The sequence below is a fragment of the Roseovarius sp. MBR-51 genome (assembly GCF_053628575.1).
In genome coordinates this window covers 132191-155326 of sequence record NZ_JBRJGQ010000009.1, presented here as the reverse complement: position 1 = coordinate 155326, position 23136 = coordinate 132191, and the positions used below count along the sequence as shown (strand labels likewise).

Genomic DNA, 23136 nt, shown 5'->3' with positions numbered 1-23136 from the left:
GGTCCGTTGATACATCCCTTTTCCATTGCTCTGGCCCATCGCTCTGGCCACGGGCAGCACGCATGCGGTGCGGCAAAAGGAAAGGGATATCCATGAACAAGGCAATCACCGACGGCATCGTCTTCATGCCGCAACCCTTCGCAATCGGTCTCGACCAATGGTCGCGCGGGGACGGGCGACCCGGCTCTGACACCTATGCCAATGCCGCTGATGCGGCCTTTGTGCCAGCGGATCAGGATTTCGGCGGGGCGCTGGAGTTGCAAAAGACGCAAAGCGTGCAGCGCTTGCGGTATATGGGCGAGACGCCGATTCTGCCCGGCTGTTATCTTCAGATCCGGGTGCGGATCAAGGCGATTGCGGGCAACCTGCCCAGTGTTCGGATCGCGGCCTTTGCCGGAGGCGCAAGCGGCGTGGCGCTGTCCGGCGTCACCGTGACCGGGCCGCAGGTCGCGCTCACCACCTATGGTGACGTGGTCGAGGTAACGGCCATCGTGGGCACAGGCACCCGGACCGGCGTTGACATGGCCTGGGGACGCGCCGCGATCTTTGGGCATTTCGGTCTCGATTTAACTGGCCCGAGTGGGGGCGTGGTTCGGATCGACGATATCGTCATCGAGGATGTCAGCCGATTTTTTCTGCGCGACGTGATCAGCACGGTCGACGTGCGTGACTATGGCGCGCTTGGCAACGGGGTGGCGGATGATCACGCAGCCTTTGAGGCGGCTGATACCGCAGCCGAAGGGCGAGAGATCATTGTTCCGGCGGGGCGATATTTTCTCGGTCAAAGCACCACGATCCAAAACCGCATCCGGTTCGAGGGCACGGTCGAGATGCCCGATTCAGCGATCCTCGCCTTGACCAGGAATTTTGACCTGCCCGCGTATATGGATGCGTTCGGCGACAGTGAACAGGCATTCAAGAAAGCGTATCAGGCGCTCTTGAACAATCCGGATCATGTCACGCTCGATCTGGCCGGTCGCAAAGTGTCGCTGCGCGCACCTGTCGACATGGCGGCGGCGGTGGTCAATCGGACAACCTACAATCAGCGCCATGTGATCCAGAATGGCCAGATCTCGGTTTTTCCGGGTCCGGCGTGGGAGACAGAGGTCATGACCTCGCAGGCCAGCTACGACATCGCCAATTCAAAACGCCTGACCAATGTGACCAATGTGGCCAATATCCCTGTTGGCGCGCTGATCGAAGGCAATGGCGTGGGGCGCGAGGTCTATGTCACTGCCAAGAACGTAGCGGCCCAGCGGCTCGACATCAGCCAGCCGCTTTTCGATGCGGCAGGCACGCAGGTCTATACCTTCCGGCGGTTCAAGTATCTGCTGGATTTCAGCGGTTTTGAGGATGTCTCGCGCATGGTGGTCTCTGAGGTGGACTTTCAATGCACGGGCGATTGCAGCGGGGTGCTTTTGCCGCCGCAGGGGTCTGCCAACCATTTCCGCGACTGTTTCTTTACCCGCCCCAAGGATCGCGGCATCACCAGCCATGGCGAGGGCGATCAGGGGATGATGATCGACCGCTGTCAATTCATCTCCGACGAGGGGCCACTTTTATCGACTGAGCGGCGCTCGATCGGATTTAACTCAAACGCCAATGACCTCAAGATCCGCGACAATCGGGTGGTTCTCTTTCGCCATTTTGCCGTCATGGCCGGCAGCAGTTCGATCATCTCGGGCAATCATGTGTTTCAGGGCGATAGTGCCACGAATGGGGTGCGTGCGGCCGGGTTGGTTCTGACACGGATCAACAATCGCGGCACCATCACCGGGAACTACATCGACAACTGCTTTATTGAATGGGTCAATGAGCATGACGCAGAGCCGGGGTTTGCCAGCGAGTTCTCGTTCAGTGCCCTGAGCATCACGGACAATGTATTTCTGGCCAGTGACATGGCGCCTTGGTTCACCTTTCTCGTGGTCAAACCGCATGGGGCGGGGCATTTTCTGGATGGGATGACCGTCACGGGCAATACCTTTCGGACCATCGGGACCATCACGCGGGTCGAGGCGGTCGATACCAGCTTTGCCGATCTTGACTATGACCGGGTGCGCAATGTCACCTTTGCCGACAACAGCTTTCACAATGTGGACATCCCCGTCGCGACTCCGCTGGTCATGCAACACACCCAAGCCAGCGCGGCGTCGACCTGGGTCGTAGAGCCAGCCCCACGCTTGCCATTCGGCGCCTGGGCGCAGGGGGTCGAGTCGGTCATGGCGGTGGGACCGTTGCGCAATGCGGCAGATGCGGTGATCCACACGAGCGCCTATTTCGAGGCACAGCAGGGACCGAACAAGGATCGGATCAATCTGCGTTGGCCGAGCCCGGTGGCGGGCACCGTGATCTTGCGGGTTCGGATCGACGATCCGCTATGAGGCGGTCCGGTCCTTGGCGGTGCGTCAGAACTGTCGCCAGAGGCCCAGTTTCACACCACGCTCCCCGCCCCCCGAGAACGGTAAGATCACGCCGAATTCGAGATGCGCGCCGGGTTTGGTTTCGTAGACAAATGACGGGACAAATCGGCTGTAGGCGCGACCGAAGGACGGACGCCCGGTCTGGAGTTGCAGGATCGCCTTGCTGCGGTGGGTGGTATTGAGGCCAAAGGTGATGTCGCTTTCCAGCGTCATCCGGCTGTCACCAAAGACCACGGCGCGCCCGTCAAATGCCGCCCAGCCATGACGCCCCCAGAGCGTGAGGCCACGCCCCAATGACAGGCCAGGGCGCAGCGCCGCAGTGTCGTCCACCTCACCGAGGCCAATCTCAAATGCCAGTCTCACCTTGCGTCCTGCCCGGCCTATTGGCCAGCGGGCAAAGGCAATGCTCTTGGTCATGCGCAGGGTGTCGCCCCCAAGATCCAGCCCCAGCGTCACTCGTTCGGTCAGGCCGTATTCCGCGTAGAGTGTGAATCTCTGGCGGTAGAGACCGAATTCATCCGGCCCCTCCATCTGTCCGGACGTTGCCAGAAAGATTTGGCCCTTGGCACGCGGCCAGGCACCCGCCTCTGCCGTGGTGATCAGCCAAGGCAGCAGTATGACTGCAAGGGTGAGACATCTCAACATGGCTACCTCTGCGTTAACCCTCGTTAAAAAGGGTAAAGCGCGGGTTAAGATGGGCGGGGAATTTACCGTGCGGGAACCGCGTGTTACGCTCGCCTTGCAAAGGAGGTCCGCCATGCCCCATATCAGTACCGCCACCGACCATCAGACCGTGATCACGACATTCGAGGTGACGCCCGGCACCTGTCAGGATCTCATGGATCTCCTGACTGCCGCGTATCGCGATTTCATATCGCATCAACCGGGCTTCATCTCGGCCGGGCTGCATGTGAACGATGCGCAGACCCGGATTGCCAATTACTCGCAATGGCGCGCGCGGGCGGATTTTCAGGCGATGCTGCGAAGTGAGGACATGCGCGCCCGCAACCGCGAAATCAACGAGCTCTGCAAGAGCTTTGAGCCGGTGATGTATGACGTGGTGGCGACCTTCGGATGAGTGAGGACACCGGACCATCCGACGAGCTGATGCGCGAAGTGGCGGCGCTGCGCCGCGAGTTGCAGACCCTGAATGCGCATCGCTTCATCCGGGTACACAATTCATTCCCCCGCATGCTGGCCTTCAATCTGGCGCGTGGGCTGGCCGCGGGGTTGGGCACCGTGCTGGGGGCGACTGTGCTGATTTCGGTGATGATCTGGGTGTTGAGTCAGATCGAGTTCCTGCCAATCATTGGCGAATGGGCGGCGCAAATCGCGGCGCAGGTGCGAGACATGCAGAACTGATCTGGTCCTGATCTGGATCATGGTGCTGGTGCCGTCACCGTCCCATGATCGGATCAGTCAACAGGAAAGGAAACGCCATGTATTCTCACATCTTGGTTCCGGTGTCGTTCGATCAGGAACGCGATTCGGGGGCGGCCCTTCGGGTGGCACGGCTCTTGGCCGACGAGACCGGACATATCAGCCTTTTGCATGTGATCGAGCAGGTGCCGGGCTATGCGATATCCTACCTGCCGCAGGGCTATGTCAACGAGGCGCGCAAGGCAATCGAGGCGGAATTGGCCGATATTGCCGCCACTTTGCCAAACGGCTCCTTTCATGTGGTCGAGGGGCATTCGGGCCGCACCATTCTCGACTGGGCCGAGCGGTACACACCGAATTGTATCGTGATTGCGAGCCACCGCCCCGGTATGCAGGATCTTTTGCTCGGTTCCACCGCGGCCAAGGTCGTGCGCCATGCCAATTGCGCGGTGCATGTGATCCGCTGAGCCTGACTTTGGGCGCTCTGGGTTGCACAGTGGGCAGGGCATGCCCACATGCCTTCTGACGCACCAAAAAAGGAGAGCGCCCATGCAATGTCCGATAGACGGCACGCAACTGATTCTCGCGGAACGCACCGGGGTCGAGATCGATTATTGCCCGCAATGCCGGGGTGTCTGGCTCGATCGGGGTGAGTTGGACAAGATCATCGACCGAGCAGCGGGCACACCTGTGGCACCGCAGGCCGCTCCGGATCATGGAGGCCGTGGGCATTCGGATCGTGGGTATTCCGACCGTGGCCATTCGGACCATGGGCAACCCCGGCGAAAAAAGCGTGGTGGCTTTCTGGAAGACCTTTTCGACTTCTGAGCCTTTGGCTTGAAGCAGGCCCGTGCGGAGGGTAAGGGCAGGGATGGCCCAAGTTCTCACCTGTCTGCTGGCGCTTGCGATTGGCATAACCACACTGATGCCCTCTTCGACGGGCGCTGCGCCGCCTATGGGGCTCGACAAGGCAGCGCATATGCTGGCCTTTGGCCTGCTTGTGCTCCCCATGGCCGCGCGTCATCCCAAGCATTGGCGATTGATCTGGGTCGCGGCACTGACCTATGGCGGCCTGATCGAGATTGTGCAGCCCTATGTGGGGCGTGGCGCCGAATGGGCGGATCTATTCGCTGACGGTCTCGGGGCTGCCTGCGGCATCGGCCTTGTGCGCCTCTTTCAACGGCGACGGCCCCTCTGAGGCGAGCACCAATTTCGCATTGGGTGTAAAAGAGCCAATTCGAGTAGTCTTTTTTGTGCAGTCCCCGGAAACTTTGATTTGGATCAAAAAGCCCCGCTGTCCTAGCCCATAGGTTGTGATTAAGGCCAATTGTTCGGTGTGATTCTCAGAGGTTCTTTAGTCGCTTTTTATCCATCCTCTTTGATCACCTCCGGCATGGCTCTCATAGTCATGTCCCGGAGTTTTACTAATGAATTTGACACGCCGTCGCTTTCTGACCGTCGCTGCCGCAGCCATCGCGGCACCCTCGTTTGCATTGGCGTCCCAGAGTGCCCGCTGGCAAGGTCGGGCAATGGGTGCGCCCGCCAGCTTGGTTCTGGCAGGACTGACACCCGAGGCTGCGCAGCCTATCTTTGCGGCGTTTGAGGCCGAATTGGACCGGCTTGATCGCTTGTTCAGCCTCTTTCGCCCCGACAGCACTTTGGTGCAGCTCAACCAGACCGGCCGCCTTGTGGCCCCACCGCCCGAGTTCTTTGAGGTGATCGAACTGTCTGATCGTCTGAACAAGGCCACAGGTGGCGCGTTTGATCCTACGGTGCAGCCGCTTTTGCAGGCCGGTCTGATGGGGCGCGCACGGGCACGGGCCTTCGGGCTCATTGGTTGGGAGAAGGTCAAAGTTGATGCGCGTGAAATATCCTTTGAGCGCACCGGCATGGCGCTGACCCTCAACGGAATCGCGCAGGGGTATGTGACAGACCGGATCGCCGCGTTTCTGCGCACCAAGGGTCTGACCGATGTGCTCATTGACATTGGTGAGTTGCGCGCGGTTGGGCGGAACCCAATTGGTACCGCTTGGAAGGCGAGGATTTACTCTGCCAATGGCGAGTACGATCATCATGTTGCGCTCTGCAACAGGGCGCTCGCCACCACAAAGCCGATGGGCGTTATTGAGTCGGTTGACGGCGTGTATAGCGTGTGCCCGAATGGCCATCGTCCCCGCCACAAGATCGTCAGCGTCTCGTCCCCCTCTGCGGCCGTGGCGGACGGGCTTTCCACTGCGATTGCGCTCATGCGGCGAGAAGATGCAATTGTGGCGGTCGAAAAGTTTCCGGGCGCCCGTATCGAAATGATCGCCTGAGACAGCGACCCTGGCAGAGAGAATGCGATGCAGACATGGCGACCCCGGGAGGACTTGAACCCCCAACCCCAGACTTAGAAGGTCCGTGCTCTATCCAGTTGAGCTACGGGGCCATATCAGTCTGATAACGGTTCGGAAAACGGTGCGCAACCACGCTCCCCTTGTCCAGCCACCTGTTCTGGTTCCTCTTTTCGCTCCGGGCGGCTGCGGAGACACCCACAGCTGCGTTCACCCGCGTCAGGGGTGCGTCACGGGACCGTTGCGCGGGGATTAATCCGTTCCGAAGGGCTCCCTGTCGTAGACAACATGCGCGAGATAGAGCCCATAGGGTGGGCAAACCGGACCGCAGGCGGCGCGGTCACGGGCGTCAAGCGCGCCGCGCACCCGATCGGGATTCCACGATCCCGCCCCCACACGTTCGAGGGTTCCAACGATGCTGCGGACCTGATTGTGCAAAAAGGACCGCGCCCGCAAATGGAAATGGATCTCCGTTCCGGTGGCCGTGGAATGCTCTGAAATCTCTATCGAGTCCAACGTCTTGATCGGGCTGGCCGCCTGACAGATGGTCGAGCGGAAGGTGGTGAAATCATGCGTTCCGATGAGATGGGCCGCGCCCGCCCGCATCGCGTCGATGTCAAGCATTGGGCGCACATGCCAGACGCGCCCCTGATCGAGTGTGACCGGTGCCCGGCGTGACAGGATGCGAAAGAGATATTGCCGTTCTGTGGCGGAGAATCGCGCGTGCCAGTCCTCCGGGACACGCGCACAGGCAGTGATCGCGACGGGCAGCGGCTTGAGGTGGTAATTGAGGGCTTCTGACAGGCGAAACGCCCCCCAATCCCGCGGCAGATCACAATGCGCGACCTGCGCCAGCGCATGCACCCCGGCATCGGTGCGCCCGGCGGCCGCGATGGTGTGCGGACCCGGTTCAATCCGTCCGAGCGCCGCCTCAATCGCGCCTTGAACCGACGGGTGGTCAACCTGCCGCTGCCAGCCGGCAAAGGGCGCGCCGTCATATTCGATCTTGAGGGCATAGCGGGGCATGGTGCGACTTGGCTTGCTTCTGGATTGGGTGTCATCTGGCCCGAAATACCTTGGGCCTCCGGGGGCAGCGCCCCCGTCAACGGTCGGATTAATAGTCGGCGTTGCCGCCCTGTTGCCAGGATTTGACCAGATTGCCGAACCGGGTGAACTGAGCCTCAAAGCTCAACTCGACCGTGCCAATCGGGCCGTGACGCTGTTTGCCGATGATGACGTCCGCCTTGCCATGCAGGCGCGACATCGCCTCTTGCCATTCGGCCATCTTGTCCATTTCGTGATCGCCCGGCTTTTCGCGTTCCTTGTAATATTCCTCGCGGAACACGAACATCACCACATCTGCATCCTGTTCGATAGAACCGGATTCGCGCAGGTCCGACAATTGCGGCCGCTTGTCCTCGCGGTTCTCGACCTGACGCGAGAGCTGCGAGAGCGCGACAACAGGGATGTTAAGTTCCTTGGCTATCGCCTTGAGTCCCATAGAGATTTCGCCAATCTCCTGCACACGGTTTTCGGAGGAGCCGCGCACCAGTTGCAGGTAGTCGACAATCAGCAGGTCAAGACCATGGGTCCGCTTGAGCCGCCGCGCGCGGGCCGCAAGCTGCGAAATCGGGATGGCGGCGGTGTCGTCGATATAGAGCGGGCAGGATTCCAGCGTCTTGGCAGCCTCGACAAAGCGGCGGAATTCGCTTTCGTCCATATCCCCCTGACGGATCTTGTGTGACGAGATTTCCGAGGCTTCGGCCAGCACCCGGCCCGCCAATTGTTCGGCGCTCATCTCGAGCGAGAAAAAGCCCACGACGCCCCCATCCACCGCACCTTCGGTGCCATCGGGCAGGGTGCCGCGGCGATAGGCCTTGGCCACGTTGAAGGCAATATTGGTTGCCAGCGATGTCTTGCCCATCGACGGGCGACCGGCGAGGATCAGAAGGTCGGATTTGTGCAGACCGCCCAGTTTGCCATCGAGATCGACCAGCCCGGTCGAGATGCCCGCCAGCCCGCCTTCGCGCTGATAGGCGGCATTGGCCACATTAACAGCGTCCGTTACGGCCTTGAGAAAGCTTTGAAACCCGCTCTCGGACTGGCCCTGTTCTGCCAGTTGGTAGAGCTTTTGTTCGGCCTCGACGATCTGATCTTTGGGCTCGCTATCGACGTTGACGCGGGCGGCCTTGCCCGCGATATCATGGCCCAAGGTAATCAGCGCGCGGCGGATTGCGAGGTCATAGATCATCTGCGCATAGTCGCGCACCGCAAAGGTCGAAATCGCAGCGCCTGCCAGTTTGGCGAGATAGGCGGGACCGCCAAGCTCTTTCAATCCCTCATCATTCTCCAAGAATGCGCGCAGGGTCACGGGCGAGGCGAGGTTGTTCTTGGCGATGCGGGCGGCGGCGGTCTCAAAGATGCGGGCATGCACCGGATCGTAGAAATGCTGTGGCCCGATGATGGCGGCGATGCGATCATAGACGTCATTATTGGTCAGAATCGCGCCGAGGAGTTGCTGTTCGGCCTCGATGGAATGCGGCACGCTATCGGGGGATTGAATCTCTGCTCCGGTCGGATTGAAAGCCTTGACTTCATTCATGCCTGCGGTCCCCGTCTATCGGTTTTCTATCGTGTCGGTCGTCTTGGTTCGCGTGTTCTAGGCCAATCCCGGTACGCTCGCCACTTGTATAACTCTGTGGACATTTGGCGGGATAAGCCGGTGGATAGGGGCACGCCGCAAGCGGCGCGTCCACATCCTGTTGCCTTATCGTTAGGGTCTACCACATCTAGAGGCGCTTTGCGATTCGAGATGTGGGTTATCCCCACCCCCTGAGGACAAGTTTATTTCTTGTGTGCCGCCTGCCACTTACGCGGATCGCGCAGGAAATCCTCGACCGCGTTCAGGGTTGCGGCCTCGAAAATGGCCTGCGCGCGCGCCTCGGCCAGAACATCCCACCAGGTGCAGAGGTGATGCAGCGCGATCCCGTGATCGCCAAGGGTTTTCTCGGTCTCGGGGAAGATGCCGTAGTAAAATATCACTGCTGTATGGCCGCAGGTGGCCCCCGTTTCGCGGATGGCATCCACGAAGCTGAGTTTCGATCCGCCATCAGTGGTCAGGTCCTCGACCAAAAGCACGCGCTGCCCCTCGGTCATGGCGCCTTCGATGCGGGCGTTGCGCCCGTAACCCTTGGGTTTCTTGCGCACATAGGTCATGGGCAGGGCCATACGCTCTGCCACAAGGGCTGCAAACGGAATGCCCGCCGTCTCGCCGCCCGCGATATTGTCGAACGCCTCGAACCCGGCGTCGCGCATCACGGTGACGGTGAGAAAGTCCATCAAGGTGCTGCGGATGCGCGGGTAGGAGATCAGCTTGCGGCAGTCGATATAAGTGGGCGAGGGCAGGCCGGAGGCCAGCGTAAAGGGCGTGTCCGCGTTGAAATGCACCGCGCCGATTTCCAGCAGCATCCGGGCGGTGAGGCGGGCGATTTCTTCCTTGGGCGGGTAGGCTGCGGGGATCATGGCGTGGTCCTTGGGTTGAGCGGTGCGCCGAAGAGTTTTGAGGCCTCCGGCGGGAGTATTGAAGGAACGATGAAACTCAGGTCACGCGCCAATGGAGCGCGAAGCCGGGGTCAAAGACGGTGACGGGCCCGTCGCCGGTGTCGATTTTTTCGGGGTAGGTGACCGCATCGCCCTTGGTCAGGGTCAGCGTGGCCTCATTGGCGGGCAGGCGATAGAAGGCAGGGCCGTTGAGCGAGGTAAAGCCCTCGAGCCGGTGAAGCGCGCCCTCGTCCTCAAACACATGCGCTAGGATTGACATCGTGTTGGTCGCGGTGAAACAGCCCGCGCAGCCACAGGCGCTTTCCTTGAGAGGGTCGATATGCGGCGCGCTGTCGGTGCCGAGGAAAAACCGCGCATCGCCAGAGGTGGCGGCGGCGCGCAGAGCGAGGCGGTGTTCCTCGCGCTTGGCCACGGGCAGGCAGTAATAATGCGGCTTGATCCCGCCAACGAGGATATGGTTGCGGTTGATCACGAGGTGATGCGTGGTGATCGTGGCCCCAAGGTCTTGGTCATGGGCGCGCACATAGTCGACGCCATTGGCGGTCGTGATATGTTCCATCACCACGCGCAAACCGGGTGTGGCGCGGCGCACGGGATCGAGCACGCGGTCGATAAAGACTGCCTCGCGGTCGAAGATGTCAACGCTCGGGTCCGTCACCTCGCCATGCACGCAGAGCGGCAGGCCGATGTCGGCCATCTTTTCCAGCACAGCGCGCACCTTGTCGAAATCGCGCACGCCTGAGGCGGAGTTGGTGGTGGCCCCGGCGGGGTAGAGCTTGACCGCCGTAACAAGCCCGCTGGCATGGGCCGCGGCCACATCCTCTGGATCGGTCTCTTCGGTCAGATAGAGTGTCATCAGCGGGGTGAAATCCGCGCCCTCGGGAAGGGCCGCCATAATCCGCGCCCGGTAGGCGGTGGCATCTTGGCCAGTGACCACCGGCGGCACCAGATTGGGCATGACGATGGCGCGGGCGAAATGGCGCGTGGTTTCAGGCAGGACGGCGCGCAGCATCGCGCCATCGCGCAGATGCAGGTGCCAATCGTCGGGGCGGCGGAGGGTCAGGGTCTGGGTCATGCGCTCGCGCATACACAATCGGACCGCCCAAGGCCAGAGCGTCGGCGCGGGCCCGTCCTATTCTTCTTGCATCCGCGTGCGCATGAGTTTCAACGCCTTGCGAAACCGTGGGCCGCCGACGCCGCGCGCAATGGCGTTTTGACAGTGCAGGATTGTCAGGTGCGATCGCTCCTCAGCCATCAGCCGTTGCAGAACGCTCACGAGATAGGGCGTATCCTCGCGCCGCTTGCGATAGAGTTGTGCGAGGCTGAGGCGTGTCAGTTTATTGGCACTGACCTGCGCCAGCAGACGAAAGATCACACCCATCCGCACCAAGGTCGGTTCGATCTGATACCCGAGATAGCGAGTGCGGAATTTCATCACGTTGGGGCGGGTAAAGAGCGCGGCATGCATCGCATCAAGCTCGATCTCGGGATCATAGAGCAGCACTGCTGAGGCGGCGGCATCCAGCATGTCGGGCGCATAGCCGTAGCGGTCGCTGAACGAGGCCCGACGCATCCGCAGGAACCTGTCGTCCCATTCCGCCACGCGCGGATCGAGCGTCGCCTGAGGGTTGAGCATCACCACCTTGGCACCGGGGGCGGCCACCGAAAACGCCGCCGCCGCATAGCCGCAGGGGCCGGCTCCGTAAAAGATCACCTGCTCGAAGTCGTCAAAGAATCCGTCGTCGATCAGACGGTCGAAATAACCATAAACCCGGCTGTCGCGAAACCATGTATCCTGTGCGCTGATCAGGCAAAGATGCGACCAGCCAAGCGCTTTGGTCATCGACCAGCCCAGCGGTTGCGATTGAGGCGACAGGTCCGGCAGGCGGGAAAAGCATTCGAATGTCACCAGCAATGTCGGCTTGCGCTCGATCAGGACCGCGACATGTTTATCGCCCAACCGCTCGGCATAGCCGTCGTCGCCAGCGAGGTCGTTGGCACGTTCGCACCACTCTGCCCAGCCAAGACCAGAGAGATCGGCATCAAAGATATCGGCGTTGTCCTGCATGATCACTCGTGCCCTCGGTCGTGTCGGAACCGTTCGACTGCGGTCCTGTTGGTACATAGACTGTTCCTGAAATCGGGCAAAACTTTGGAGAAACCAAGGGCTTTCCGGGGGAGGCTCCCACGTTTGTGTGAGCGGGCCGCCCTTGACCCGCCGGGGGTTGCGATGCAGTTCTGGTGCAAGCAAAGAAAACCGGAGGCAAGAGCGTGAAGACCCCCACATCCATTGACGCGGTGCAAAGCCTGCTGGCCGGGCAGGATTATGTCTGCGGGCGGGCGCTTGGCACTGTGACCTATCTGGCCTTGACGCTTGGGCGACCGCTCTTTCTCGAGGGCGAAGCCGGCACGGGTAAGACCGAGATCGCCAAGGCCCTGGCCCAGGCGCTGGGGCGGCGATTGATCCGGTTGCAATGCTACGAGGGGCTGGATGCGGCGAGCGCGGTTTATGAGTGGAATTTCACCGGGCAGATGATCGCCATCCGCGCTGCTGAGGCGTCGGGGAGCGTGGACCGGGGCCATCTCAAGGACGAACTTTTCACCCAAGAGTTCCTCATAGAGCGTCCGCTTTTGCAGGCGATGCGCCCGCAACCGGGTGGCGCGCCGGTGCTGCTCATTGACGAGATCGACCGCACCGACGAACCGTTTGAGGCGTTTCTCTTGGAGGCGCTCAGCGATTTTCAGGTGACGATTCCAGAATTGGGCACGATCCACGCGCCAGAGCCCCCGATTGTCATCCTCACCTCCAACCGCACCCGCGAGGTGCATGACGCGTTGAAGCGGCGGTGCCTCTATCATTGGGTGGATTACCCGACGTTTGACCGGGAGATCGAGATCCTGCACGCCCGCGCGCCTGAGGCCGCAGAGGTGCTCAGCCGCGAGATTGTGGCTTTTGTGCAGCGGTTGCGCACCGAGGATCTCTTCAAGAAACCGGGGGTGGCCGAGACCATTGATTGGGCCAAATGCCTGCTGGCGCTCGATGTGATCAGCCTCAGTCCCGAGGTGATCGCTGATACGCTGGGGGCGATTCTGAAGTATCAGGATGACATCTCAAAATTGCAGGGTTCCGAAGCGAAGCGCCTCTTGGATGAGGTGCGTGCGGGGTTGGAGCTGCAATAATGGGCAAAACGCAGCACTTGCGCATCTATCAACCGCATCCCGGACTATACGCCTATTACGATGGCCGGGTGCCGGGTTACCGATTCATGGAGGGTGACAACTGGGTTGACGAAGGGGCAATCGGTCTGGGTATTGCCACCTATGCGCTGGTCGCAGGACAATCGGCGCTGGTGTATGATACCAGCCTTTCATCCGAGCACGGCGCGGCAATACGGGCGCATCTTGAGGGGCAAGGTGTTACCGAATTCACGGTCATCTATAGCCATTGGCATCTCGATCATGTTGCCGGCACGTCAGCTTTTGCCAACTGCGAGGTGATTGCAAATGCGCGCACTGCTGCGCACCTTGCAGAGCGGCGTGATGCGATTGAAGCGGGCACCTATCATGGGCTGCCAGAGATCAAGCCGCTGATCCTGCCGACGCAGGTCTTTTCCGGGCAGTTTGACATGATATTTGGTGACCAAAGGGTCACGCTGATCGAGGCCAATATTCACAGCGATGATGCCACAGTGCTGTGGTTGCCAGAGCAGCGGATTTTGCTGGCAGGTGACACAATCGAGGATTGTGTGACCTATGTGGATGAGCCTGCGGATCTCGCCGCGCATTTACGAGATCTGGATCGGTTGGCCGCGCTTGAGCCGCTGTTTGTGCTACCGGATCACGGGGCACCGGACATTTTGGCGCGCGGTGGGTATGACCCCGAGGTTATCCGTGCGACGCAACGCTATATTCGTTGGCTTATGGGACTAGAAGCGGTGCCAGAGAAATGCGTGACACCGCTGCAAGAGATCATCGCGGATGATCTGGCGGCCGGTATTTTGGAATGGTTCGCGCCCTACGCCGATATCCATGCCCAGAATGTTCAACGAACCCTAGAGTTATATGGGCATGACTGAGCTGCCGACCCTCGAATTGCCGGACGATCCCAAACTCACGCATAACATCACGCATTTCGCGCGGGCCTTGCGGGCGGCGGGGCTGCCAATCGGCACTGGTCGGGTGATGGATGCGATCCGGGCGGTCGCTGTGGCGGGGTTTTCCAGCCGGAGCGATTTCTTTTACACGCTGCGCGCCTGCCTCGTGACGCGACCTGAGCATCTGGTTGTTTTCGCGCAGATTTTTCGCCTCTATTGGCGCGATCCGCGCTACATGGAGCATATGATGGCGATGATGCTGCCCGCCATTCGGGGTGTGCAGGAAGACCGTAGCGCGCAGGCGGCGGAAAAGCGTGCGGCCGAAGCGCTCTTGGACGGGGTGACACGCGATGCGCCACAGATCGAAGAGCACGACAGCGATGAGGTGCAGATCGACATAGACGCCAGCGCCACCCTCTCGGGCGAGGAACGGCTGCGCACCCTCGATTTTGAGCAGATGAGTACGGCAGAGATCGCTCAGGCGAAACGCATGCTCGCGCGGCTGACCTTGCCGGTCAAACCCTTTGCCTCGCGTCGTGGTATGGCCGCGTTCAATGGTCGCCGGGTCGATGCGGGCCGAACCCTGCGCGCGGCGCTGCGCCATGGCGGCGAACTGCGCCGCATTCACCTGCAAAAGCCGCGCGAGCGTTGGCCCAATCTTGTGGTGCTTTGCGATATCTCAGGCTCCATGAGCCAGTATAGCCGGATGGTTTTGCATTTTCTCCATGCCGTTGCCAATCAAAAGGGAGCGGGCTGGGCGCGGGTGCATGCCTTTACCTTTGGCACGCGGTTGACCAATATCACACGGCAACTGGCGACGCGGGATGTCGATGCGGCCCTTGCCGCCGCCGGAAAACAGGCGCAGGATTGGGAGGGCGGCACGCGCATCGGCGCCTGTCTACACGATTTCAATCGCGACTGGTCACGGCGGGTGATGGGGCAGGGGGCGGTGGTGCTCTTGATCACGGACGGTTTGGACCGTGATGCGCCTGAGGCGCTCAGCCATGAGATGGAGCGGCTGCATCTATCAGCGCGGCGGCTCATATGGCTCAACCCGCTGCTCAGGTGGGAAGGGTTTGCGCCGAAGGCCCAAGGCATCCGTGCGATGCTGCCGCATGTGGACGCCTTTCGTGCCGGGCATTCCATCGCCACGCTGGAGGAGCTGGCCGAGGCCATCTCGCGCCGCGACGACAGTGGCGAAAAGGCGCGGCTGATGGCGGTGATGCAGGGGAGATGAGCAAGATGGATCGCTTTGACGACATCCCGGAAACCGCGCTGGCCTGGCACCGGGCGGGCAAGGGGGCGGCCTTGGCCACGGTGGTCGAGACCTGGGGCAGTGCGCCGCGCCGGGTGGGCAGCCAGTTGGCGATTTCCGGCGCGGGTGAGATTGCCGGATCGGTCTCGGGCGGCTGTGTCGAGGGCGCGGTGGTGGCCGAGGCGCTTGACGCAATAGAGGCGGGGAAGCCGGTGCTGTTGACCTACGGCGTGTCGGACGGCGACGCCTTTGCCGTAGGGCTGGCCTGTGGCGGCACGATCCGGGTGTTGGTGGAGCCGATCGGGTCGGTGATGCCCGAGGATCTGCTGGCCGATCTGGTGTTGGCGCGGGATGCCCGTATTCCCGTGGCCTATGTCACCGGGCCGGACGGACGGCGGTTGGAGCGCGAGGGGCACGGCGCGCGGTTCCGCATGGACCGCTCTGGATTTGAGGAGGATGGCGAGACATTCGTGGCCATTCACAACCCGCCGCTGCGCCTGATCATCGTGGGGGCGGTGCATATTGCGCAGGCGCTTGTGCCGATGGCGCGGATTGCGGGCTATGATCCGCTGCTCATTGACCCGCGTGAGAGCTTTGCGTCGGAGACGCGGTTTCCGGGCGAGATTGTGCTGCACGACTGGCCGGATGAGGGCGTGCGTGCCTTTGGTCTGGATGCCCGCACCGCATTGGTCTTGCTGACCCATGACCCCAAGCTCGATGATCCGGCGCTGATCGAGGCGCTGCGGTCGGAGGTGTTCTATATCGGGGCGTTGGGATCAACCCGCACCCATGCCAAGCGGGTGGCGCGGTTGCAGGAGGTCGGGTTCTCGGAGGCTGAAATCTCTCGCATACATGGCCCCATCGGTCTCGATATCAGCGCCGCTGGCCCGTCTGAGATCGCGGTGAGCATCTTGGCCGAGATGACCCGCGTGCTAAGGAAAGGCGCATGAAATTCGGCCCAGTGCCGTTGGATCAGGCCGAGGGCGGTATTCTGGCGCATTCCGAACAGGTGGCCGGGGGGCGGTTGCGCAAGGGGCTCGTGCTCGACGCCACGCAGATCGCGGCCTTGCGCGCAGCGGGCTATGATGCGGTTACGGTGGCGGTTCTCGACGCGCAGGATGTTCACGAGAACGCAGCGGCTGAGGCCTTGGCAAGGGCCTTGCGCGCAACCACCCCCGAACTTTCCCTGAGCGCGCCCTTTACCGGTCGCGTCAACCTGATTGCCGAGCGGCCCGGTGTCGTTTGTCTCAATGCGGCGGCAATCCATGCGGCCAATGCGGTCGATCCGATGATCACCGTGGCCACCGTCGCACAGCATCACCAAATCCACGCAGGCGGCATGATCGCCACGGTCAAGATCATCGCCTACGGTGTGCCCCGCGCGGCGTTGGAGCGCGCGGCAGAGGCGGCGCGCGGGGCCGTGCGGCTGGCGGTGGCGCAGTATCGCACCGCGAGTCTGATCGTCACCGATGTGCCCGGTGGGCCCGGCGACAAGGGGGCCGATGCGATTGCGGCGCGGGTCACCGGGCTGGGCATGGAGATGGTGGAAACGGTGCTCTGTGCGCATGAAGAGGCGGCGCTGGCGGCGGCAATCACCAGCGCCAAGGGCGAAATCGTGCTGATTCTTACCGCTTCGGCCACGTCGGACCCGTTTGATACCGCGCCTCAAGCGCTGCGCGCGGCGGGCGGGCAGGTCGAGCGGTTTGGCATGCCGGTGGACCCTGGAAATCTACTCTTTCTGGGCCGTTTGGGCGCGCGACCTGTCATTGGCCTGCCCGGATCAGCGCGCAGCCCGGTTCTGCATGGGGCCGACTGGGTTCTGGCGCGGGTCGCCTGCGGTCTGCCCTGCGGGGCGGCAGAGATTGCGGCGATGGGCGTGGGCGGCCTGCTCAAGGAGATTCCCACCCGGCCCCAGCCGCGCCGGGGCGGACGCAGCTGAGGCCAAAGAAACCGGGTTCTCAAGTCGGGAGAGGCATGCTTTAGTCGCACTGGACAGCGAGACCTTTCCTACTAAGGTCTCATGTGGAGACGAACACATCAAACCGGGAGGAGCCAATGCCTGAGGTCAAAATGACCGTGAATGGCAAGCCAGCGTCGGGCCAGATCGAGGGCCGCACGCTTCTTGTCGAATTTCTGAGAGAGACGCTTGGCCTGACGGGCACGCATGTGGGCTGTGACACCAGCCAATGTGGCGCCTGCGTGGTGCATGTGGATGGCAAGGCCGTGAAGTCCTGCACCATGTTCGCCGCCGAGGCGGAAGGCGCCGAGATCAAAACCATCGAGGCCATGGCCGAACCCGACGGCACGCTGCATCCGATTCAGCAGGCGTTTCAGGACCATCATGGGTTGCAATGCGGGTTCTGCACGCCGGGCATGGTGATGTCGGCGGCGGCCCTCTTGGCTGAGAATCCGACGCCGACGGAGACTGAGGTGCGCGATTACCTAGAGGGGAATATTTGCCGCTGCACCGGCTATCACAACATCGTCAAGGCGATCTTGGCGGCCAGCGGTCAGGATGTGAGCCGTATCGCGGCGGAATAAGGTGCAATTGGGGGCGCTGCCCCCGCGCCTGCGGCGCTCCCCCGGGATATTTCGGGCAAGAAGAAAGCGCTGCGGGTGATCTTGGGGGCAAACCCCGGACGATCAGGGAGGAGAATGACATGCCGAAAGACGGAGGCATTGGCGCCAGCACCAAGCGGCGCGAGGATATCCGGTTTCTGACCGGAAACGGCCATTACACCGATGACATCAACCTGCGCGGGCAGGCCTATGTGCATTTTCAGCGCTCGGATGTGGCGCATGGGCGGCTGAACAAGGTCGACACCAGCGCCGCCGAGACCATGCCGGGGGTGCTGCGGATTTTCACCGGCGCGGATTTCGAGAACGTGGGCGGGCTGCCCTGTGGCTGGCAGGTCACGGACCGCTTTGGCGAGGTGATGCAGGAGCCGGGGCATCCGGTTCTGGCGCGCGGCAAGGTGCGCCATGTCGGGGATCCGATTGCCGCTGTCGTGGCCGAGACCTATGCGCAGGCCCGCGACGCGGCCGAGGCGATTGAGCTCGACATCGAGGAACTGCCGGCGGTCGTGGACATGAAGAAGGCGCTCCAAGAGGATGCGCCCTTGGTCCATGACGATCTCAAGAGCAACCTGTGTTATGACTGGGGCTTTGTCGAAGAGAACAAGGCGGCGGTGAATGAGGCCTTTGAAAAGGCGGCGCATGTCACCTCGCTCGAGTTGATCAACAACCGCCTGATTGCCAATCCGATGGAACCGCGCGTGGCGGTGGGCGATTTCAACCGCTCAACGGGCGATCACACGCTATATACCACCTCTCAGAACCCGCATGTGATCCGCCTCTTGATGGGGGCCTTCGTGCTGGGCATCCCAGAGCATAAATTGCGCGTGGTGGCCCCCGATGTGGGTGGCGGTTTCGGCTCCAAGATATTTCACTACGCGGAAGAGGCGTTTTGCACCTTTGCCGCCAAGGCCCTGAACCGCCCGGTGAAATGGACATGTTCGCGCTCTGAGGCGTTCATGACCGATGCGCATGGGCGCGACCATGTGACCAAGATCGAATTGGCGCTGGATGCGGAGAACAACTTTACCGCCATCCGCACCGATACCCATGCGAATATGGGGGCTTATCTGAGCACCTTTGCGCCGTCGGTGCCGACTTGGCTGCATGGCACGCTGATGGCGGGCAATTACAAGACGCCGCTGATCTATGTGAACGTCAAGGCGGTCTTTACCAACACGGTGCCGGTTGACGCCTATCGCGGCGCGGGCCGTCCCGAGGCGACCTATCAGTTGGAGCGGGTGATCGACAAGGCGGCGCGGGAATTGGGGGTCGATCCCATCGCGTTGCGCCGGCAGAATTTCATCACGGAATTCCCCTATGCCACGCCCGTGGCGGTGGAATATGACACTGGCGATTATCACGCCACCATGGACAAGCTCGAAGAGATCGCTGATTTCAAGGGCTTTGAGGCGCGACGCAAGGCGAGCGAGGCCAAGGGCAAGCTGCGCGGTCTGGGCATCAATTGCTATATCGAAGCCTGCGGCATCGCGCCCTCAAACCTTGTGGGGCAATTGGGCGCGCGCGCGGGCCTATATGAGAGTGCGACCGTGCGCGTGAATGCCACCGGGGGGCTTGTCGTGATGACCGGCTCACACAGCCACGGCCAAGGGCATGAGACCTCATTCGCGCAGGTGGTGGCCGAGATGATCGGCATCGACGCCAATATGATCGAGATCGTGCATGGGGACACGGCCAACACGCCGATGGGCATGGGCACCTATGGATCGCGGTCCATCGCTGTGGGCGGGTCGGCCATGGTGCGCGCGACAGAGAAGATCATCAACAAGGCCAAGAAGATCGCGGCGCATCTGATGGAGGCATCGGATGCCGATATCGAACTCAAGGATGGCAAGTTCAGCGTTGCGGGCACGGATAAATCCGTGGCCTGGGGCGATGTGACCCTCGCTGCCTATGTGCCGCACAACTATCCACTGGCCGATCTGGAGCCGGGGCTGGAGGAGACGGCGTTTTACGATCCGTCGAATTTCACCTATCCCTCCGGGGCCTATGCCTGTGAGGTCGAGGTCGACCCCGAAACCGGCAAGGTGACGATCGAGCGCTTTTCGGCGGCGGATGACTTCGGCAATATCATCAACCCGATGATCGTGTCGGGGCAGGTGCATGGCGGCATCGGGCAGGGGATCGGGAAGGCGCTGCTCGAGGCTTGCATCTATGATGAGAACGGTCAGCTTCAGACCGGGTCTTACATGGATTATGCCATGCCGCGTGCCGATGATGTCCCGTTCTATCAGGTCGATCATTCCTGTCAGACGCCCTGCACGCACAACCCCTTGGGCGTAAAGGGCTGTGGCGAGGCCGGGGCCATCGGCAGCCCGCCTGCTGTGGTCAACGCGGTGATTGATGCGCTGCAACGCTCGGGCCGGACCATCACCCATATTGATATGCCGCTGTCGCCGTCGCGCGTCTGGCAAGCGATGCAAGGGTAAGGAGAACGATCATGTATGCATTCGATATCGAACGTCCCGCAACTATCGCTGATGCCATTGCGGCCCTCGGGTCTGAGGAGGCGCAGGCGCTCGGCGGGGGGCAGACCCTGATCCCGACGCTCAAGCAACGGCTGGCGGCACCCGCCAAGCTGGTGTGCCTCTCGGCAATCAAGGAGATGCAGGGCATCTGCACAGCCGACGACGGCGCGCTCTGCATCGGCGGTGGCACCACCCATGCTGACGTTGCGGCGGGGGCTGGTGTCTATCCGGCGCTTGCGGCCTTGGCAGGGCATATCGGTGATCCGGCGGTGCGCAATCGGGGCACCATCGGCGGTAGTCTCGCCAATAACGATCCGTCCGCCTGTTATCCTGCGGCGGTGTTGGGATCGGGGGCGACGGTGGTCACGTCCAACCGCAGCATCGCGGCGGATGACTATTTTCAGGGCATGTTCACGACTGCGCTGGAAGATGGCGAGATCATCACCGAAGTGCGCTTTCCGGTGCCGGAAAAGGCCAATTACCAGAAGTTCGAGCAACCCGCCTCGCGCTTTGCCCTCGTCGGTGTGTTTGTCGCGAAATACGCAGGTTCTGTGCGCGTGGCCGTGACGGGGGCCTCGGAAGAGGGCGTGTTCCGCTGGTCCGAGGCCGAGGCGGCGCTCACGACCAACTTCACGCCGGAGGCTATCAAAGGGCTGACCCTCTCGGGCGACAGCATGATCTCGGACATGCATGGCTCGGGGGCCTACCGCGCGCATCTGGTGGGTGTGATGGCGCGGCGGGCGGTTGCGGCGGCAAGCTGAGCGCTGTTACAGTGCGGTGAGGTTTGAAATGGCGGGTCTCAGGACCCGCCATTTTAGTGAGGGACAGGGGGCGACATGCAAGAGATCGACAATCCGCGGCGTGGTGAGGGCTTGCCCGACGCCGTGCTGACCGGCGCGCCATGGCCGAGCGTCGATGTGGACGCGGTGCGCGCGCTCTTGGGGCGCTGTCCGGCGGCGGTGGAAACGCCGCTGGTGCCGGTCATGGGGTTTGGGCCAAAAATCTGGGCCAAGGACGAACGCGGGCGCATGGGGCTGGGCAGTTTCAAGGCGCTGGGCGCGGCCTATGTCATCGCCCATGAGGCGGCAGAGACTAGGGTCGAAGTTATGAGCCACGCGCTGACGGGGCGCACATATGTGACGGCGAGTGCGGGCAATCACGGCATGTCTGTCGCGGCGGGAGCGCGGCTATTCGGGGCGCGGGCGGTGATCTATCTGGCCGAGACCGTGCCCGAGAGTTTTGCCGCGCGGCTGCGAGCCAAGGGGGCCGACGTGGTGCGAGAAGGGCAAGATTACGAGGCCAGCATGATCGCGGCGGGTCGTGCCGCGATGGAGAACGGTTGGACCCTTTTGTCAGACAGTTCTTGGCCCGGCTATTTCGAGCTGCCGCAGAGGTTGATGGAGGGCTATCTGGCCATGGCCGAAGAGGCCGCGCGCCAGATACCCGAGGCACCGACGCATATTCTGCTACAGGCGGGCGTTGGCGGGCTCGCCGGGGCCTGTGCGGCATGGTTCCGGCAGGTCTGGGGCGATGCGCCTCGCATTATCGTGGTGGAACCTGACCGCGCGCCAGCCCTTTACGAGAGCATTCGCGCGGGTCGTCCGCTGGAGACAACCGGACCTGCCTCCACCATGGGGCGGCTTGATTGCAAGGTGCCGTCGCTGATTGCGCTCAAGGGATTGGCGCGGGATGCGGATGCGTTCGTGACAATCACGGATCAAGAGGCCGAGCAGGTGCTGGCTGGATTGGCAGCACAGGGATTGGCCACGACGCCGTCGGGCGCGGCGGGTTTGGCGGCGCTGCCGGGGCTCGCGCTCGGCGCGGACGCGCGGGTGCTCTGCATCCTCAGCGAAGCACCAGAGGCATGAGGCGCGGGTTTTCGCAGGCAGAGTTCCGGGCGCGGTTAAGCGCGGCACAATTCGGCATGGCCGAGGCAGGGCTTGGCGCGCTCTTGCTGACGACAGAGCCGGAAATCCGTTATTTCACCGGCTATCTCACGCGGTTCTGGGAAAGCCCAAGTCGCCCGTGGTTTTTGATCCTGCCTGCTTCTGGTGATCCGGTGGCGGTGATCCCCACGATTGGAGCGCCGCTGATGGCGCGGACAGGGCTGCGCGATATTCGCACTTGGGCGGCCCCGGACCCCGAGGATGATGGCGTGTCGCTGCTGGCCGAGACGCTGCGCGAGATTGGCGGCCCCGTGGGTGTGCCCTCGGGCCCCGAGAGCCATGTGCGCATGCCTTTGGCGGATTTCGAGCGGGTGAAACGTGCGAGTGCGCTCGCGTTTCGCGATGATGCCGGGATCATGGCGGGGTTGCGCGCCGTCAAATCCGAGGCTGAAATCGTCAAGATCGCGCATATCTGCGATATCGCCGGTCGCGCCTTTGACCGTGTGGGCGAGATTGCAGAGCCCGGCGTGCCGCTCAGCGCGGTGTTTCGCGATTTCCAGCGGCTTTTGCTCGAAAAGGGCGCTGATTGGGTGCCGTATCTGGCCGGAGGAGCCGGGCCATTGGGCTATGGGGATGTGATCTCGCCCGCAGGCGACACGCCGCTGGCGGTGGGCGATGTGCTCATGCTCGACACCGGCGCGGTCTGGGATGGGTATTTCTGCGACTATGACCGAAATTTCGCCATTGGCCATGCCACGGCAGACCAAAGCGCGGCGCATGCGCGGTTGATCGAGGCCACCGAGGCCGGAGAAGAGGCCGCCCGCGCAGGCGCCACCGCCTCTGATGTCTGGCGGGCGATGGCGCGGATCACCGGCGGCGATGAAACCTCGGGCCGTCTGGGGCACGGTCTGGGCATGCAACTGACCGAAGGCCTGTCCCTGACGGCCAAGGATCATACCCTCCTCAAGCCCGGTATGGTGATCACTCTGGAGCCGGGGGTGGAACTCGCACCGGGGTCGATCATGGTGCATGAGGAAAACGTCGTGATCCGCGAAGGTCGGGCGCAGCGCCTGTCCCGGTTTGCCGCATCCGCCCTGCCGGTGATCTGAGCGGCCTGCCTCAAAATCTGGCACCACGAAAAAAA

23 protein-coding genes and 1 tRNA gene are annotated in these 23136 nt (G+C 62.2%); 17 read left to right on the top strand and 7 right to left on the bottom strand.

All coding sequences use genetic code 11. The annotated features are described in order from the left end of the window. The first annotated feature begins 92 nt into the window (after positions 1–92). Positions 93–2381 carry a right-handed parallel beta-helix repeat-containing protein gene (locus tag ACSSVY_RS14915; protein ID WP_454270442.1) on the top strand — a complete coding sequence of 763 codons (2289 nt, stop codon included), beginning with the start codon at positions 93–95 and terminating at the stop codon, positions 2379–2381. 24 nt (positions 2382–2405) lie between these two features. Here ACSSVY_RS14915 and ACSSVY_RS14910 read toward each other — a convergent pair whose 3' ends face one another. Continuing rightward, the gene (locus tag ACSSVY_RS14910; protein ID WP_454270440.1) at positions 2406–3065 is read right to left on the bottom strand and encodes a hypothetical protein; all 660 of its coding nucleotides are present in this window, start codon (positions 3063–3065) and stop codon (positions 2406–2408) included. Between the two features lie 112 nt (positions 3066–3177). On the opposite strand from ACSSVY_RS14910, the gene ACSSVY_RS14905 reads away from it, so the two are divergent. From ACSSVY_RS14905 to ACSSVY_RS14880, 6 genes are all read left to right on the top strand, one after another. Next, positions 3178–3498 (top strand): antibiotic biosynthesis monooxygenase family protein, encoded by a 321-nt coding sequence (locus ACSSVY_RS14905; protein ID WP_454270438.1) that lies wholly within the window; start codon positions 3178–3180, stop codon positions 3496–3498. Beyond that, positions 3495–3782, top strand: coding sequence for a DUF5665 domain-containing protein (locus tag ACSSVY_RS14900; RefSeq protein ID WP_454270437.1), 288 nt, complete (start codon positions 3495–3497; stop codon positions 3780–3782). Before ACSSVY_RS14905 ends, ACSSVY_RS14900 begins: the two co-directional genes overlap by 4 nt. 77 nt (positions 3783–3859) lie before the next feature. Continuing rightward, positions 3860–4267, top strand: coding sequence for a universal stress protein (locus tag ACSSVY_RS14895; protein WP_454270435.1), 408 nt, complete (start codon positions 3860–3862; stop codon positions 4265–4267). An 82-nt stretch (positions 4268–4349) separates the two neighbouring features. Continuing rightward, complete coding sequence (locus ACSSVY_RS14890; RefSeq protein ID WP_454270434.1) at positions 4350–4628, top strand: TFIIB-type zinc ribbon-containing protein; 279 nt, start codon at positions 4350–4352, stop codon at positions 4626–4628. Positions 4629–4671: 43 nt separating this feature from the next. Then, positions 4672–4998, top strand: a complete 327-nt coding sequence (locus ACSSVY_RS14885) for a VanZ family protein (RefSeq protein ID WP_454270432.1) — start codon at positions 4672–4674, stop codon at positions 4996–4998. A gap of 229 nt (positions 4999–5227) precedes the next feature. Beyond that, positions 5228–6115: an FAD:protein FMN transferase gene (locus ACSSVY_RS14880; RefSeq protein ID WP_454270430.1), complete on the top strand. Its 888-nt coding sequence runs from the start codon at positions 5228–5230 to the stop codon at positions 6113–6115. Positions 6116–6151: 36 nt separating this feature from the next. On the opposite strand, the gene ACSSVY_RS14875 is transcribed toward ACSSVY_RS14880, so the two are convergent. The 6 genes from ACSSVY_RS14875 to ACSSVY_RS14850 form a co-directional block, all read right to left on the bottom strand. Then, positions 6152–6228, bottom strand: a tRNA-Arg gene (locus ACSSVY_RS14875). Between the two features lie 157 nt (positions 6229–6385). Beyond that, positions 6386–7159, bottom strand: coding sequence for a tRNA pseudouridine(38-40) synthase TruA (truA, locus tag ACSSVY_RS14870; protein WP_454270428.1), 774 nt, complete (start codon positions 7157–7159; stop codon positions 6386–6388). A gap of 88 nt (positions 7160–7247) precedes the next feature. Beyond that, complete coding sequence (locus ACSSVY_RS14865) at positions 7248–8735, bottom strand: replicative DNA helicase (protein ID WP_454270426.1); 1488 nt, start codon at positions 8733–8735, stop codon at positions 7248–7250. A 242-nt stretch (positions 8736–8977) separates the two neighbouring features. Beyond that, entirely contained in the window at positions 8978–9655 is a 678-nt protein-coding gene (locus tag ACSSVY_RS14860; protein ID WP_454270424.1) for an orotate phosphoribosyltransferase, read from the bottom strand. 76 nt (positions 9656–9731) lie between these two features. Further along, positions 9732–10769: a dihydroorotase gene (pyrC, locus tag ACSSVY_RS14855; protein ID WP_454270423.1), complete on the bottom strand. Its 1038-nt coding sequence runs from the start codon at positions 10767–10769 to the stop codon at positions 9732–9734. A 57-nt stretch (positions 10770–10826) separates the two neighbouring features. Next, complete coding sequence (locus ACSSVY_RS14850) at positions 10827–11762, bottom strand: phosphoadenosine phosphosulfate reductase (RefSeq protein WP_454270421.1); 936 nt, start codon at positions 11760–11762, stop codon at positions 10827–10829. Between the two features lie 203 nt (positions 11763–11965). On the opposite strand from ACSSVY_RS14850, the gene ACSSVY_RS14845 reads away from it, so the two are divergent. From ACSSVY_RS14845 to ACSSVY_RS14800, 10 genes are all read left to right on the top strand, one after another. After that, positions 11966–12874: an AAA family ATPase gene (locus ACSSVY_RS14845; RefSeq protein WP_454270419.1), complete on the top strand. Its 909-nt coding sequence runs from the start codon at positions 11966–11968 to the stop codon at positions 12872–12874. Continuing rightward, the gene (locus ACSSVY_RS14840; protein ID WP_454270418.1) at positions 12874–13770 is read left to right on the top strand and encodes an MBL fold metallo-hydrolase; all 897 of its coding nucleotides are present in this window, start codon (positions 12874–12876) and stop codon (positions 13768–13770) included. The genes ACSSVY_RS14845 and ACSSVY_RS14840 overlap by 1 nt, the downstream gene beginning before the upstream one ends. Continuing rightward, positions 13763–15025, top strand: coding sequence for a vWA domain-containing protein (locus tag ACSSVY_RS14835; protein WP_454270416.1), 1263 nt, complete (start codon positions 13763–13765; stop codon positions 15023–15025). The genes ACSSVY_RS14840 and ACSSVY_RS14835 overlap by 8 nt, the downstream gene beginning before the upstream one ends. Further along, positions 15022–15993, top strand: coding sequence for an XdhC family protein (locus ACSSVY_RS14830; RefSeq protein WP_454270414.1), 972 nt, complete (start codon positions 15022–15024; stop codon positions 15991–15993). Before ACSSVY_RS14835 ends, ACSSVY_RS14830 begins: the two co-directional genes overlap by 4 nt. Beyond that, a complete protein-coding gene (locus ACSSVY_RS14825) occupies positions 15990–16982 on the top strand; it encodes a molybdopterin-binding protein (RefSeq protein WP_454270413.1) in 993 nt (330 codons plus the stop codon). The genes ACSSVY_RS14830 and ACSSVY_RS14825 overlap by 4 nt, the downstream gene beginning before the upstream one ends. Positions 16983–17098: 116 nt before the next feature. Next, positions 17099–17584: a (2Fe-2S)-binding protein gene (locus ACSSVY_RS14820; RefSeq protein ID WP_454270412.1), complete on the top strand. Its 486-nt coding sequence runs from the start codon at positions 17099–17101 to the stop codon at positions 17582–17584. Between the two features lie 119 nt (positions 17585–17703). Beyond that, positions 17704–20067: a xanthine dehydrogenase family protein molybdopterin-binding subunit gene (locus ACSSVY_RS14815; RefSeq protein ID WP_454270410.1), complete on the top strand. Its 2364-nt coding sequence runs from the start codon at positions 17704–17706 to the stop codon at positions 20065–20067. An 11-nt stretch (positions 20068–20078) separates the two neighbouring features. Continuing rightward, entirely contained in the window at positions 20079–20867 is a 789-nt protein-coding gene (locus ACSSVY_RS14810; protein ID WP_454270408.1) for an FAD binding domain-containing protein, read from the top strand. Between the two features lie 75 nt (positions 20868–20942). After that, positions 20943–21974 (top strand): pyridoxal-phosphate dependent enzyme, encoded by a 1032-nt coding sequence (locus ACSSVY_RS14805; protein ID WP_454270407.1) that lies wholly within the window; start codon positions 20943–20945, stop codon positions 21972–21974. Next, complete coding sequence (locus ACSSVY_RS14800) at positions 21971–23101, top strand: M24 family metallopeptidase (RefSeq protein WP_454270405.1); 1131 nt, start codon at positions 21971–21973, stop codon at positions 23099–23101. The genes ACSSVY_RS14805 and ACSSVY_RS14800 overlap by 4 nt, the downstream gene beginning before the upstream one ends. Positions 23102–23136: the final 35 nt, after the last annotated feature.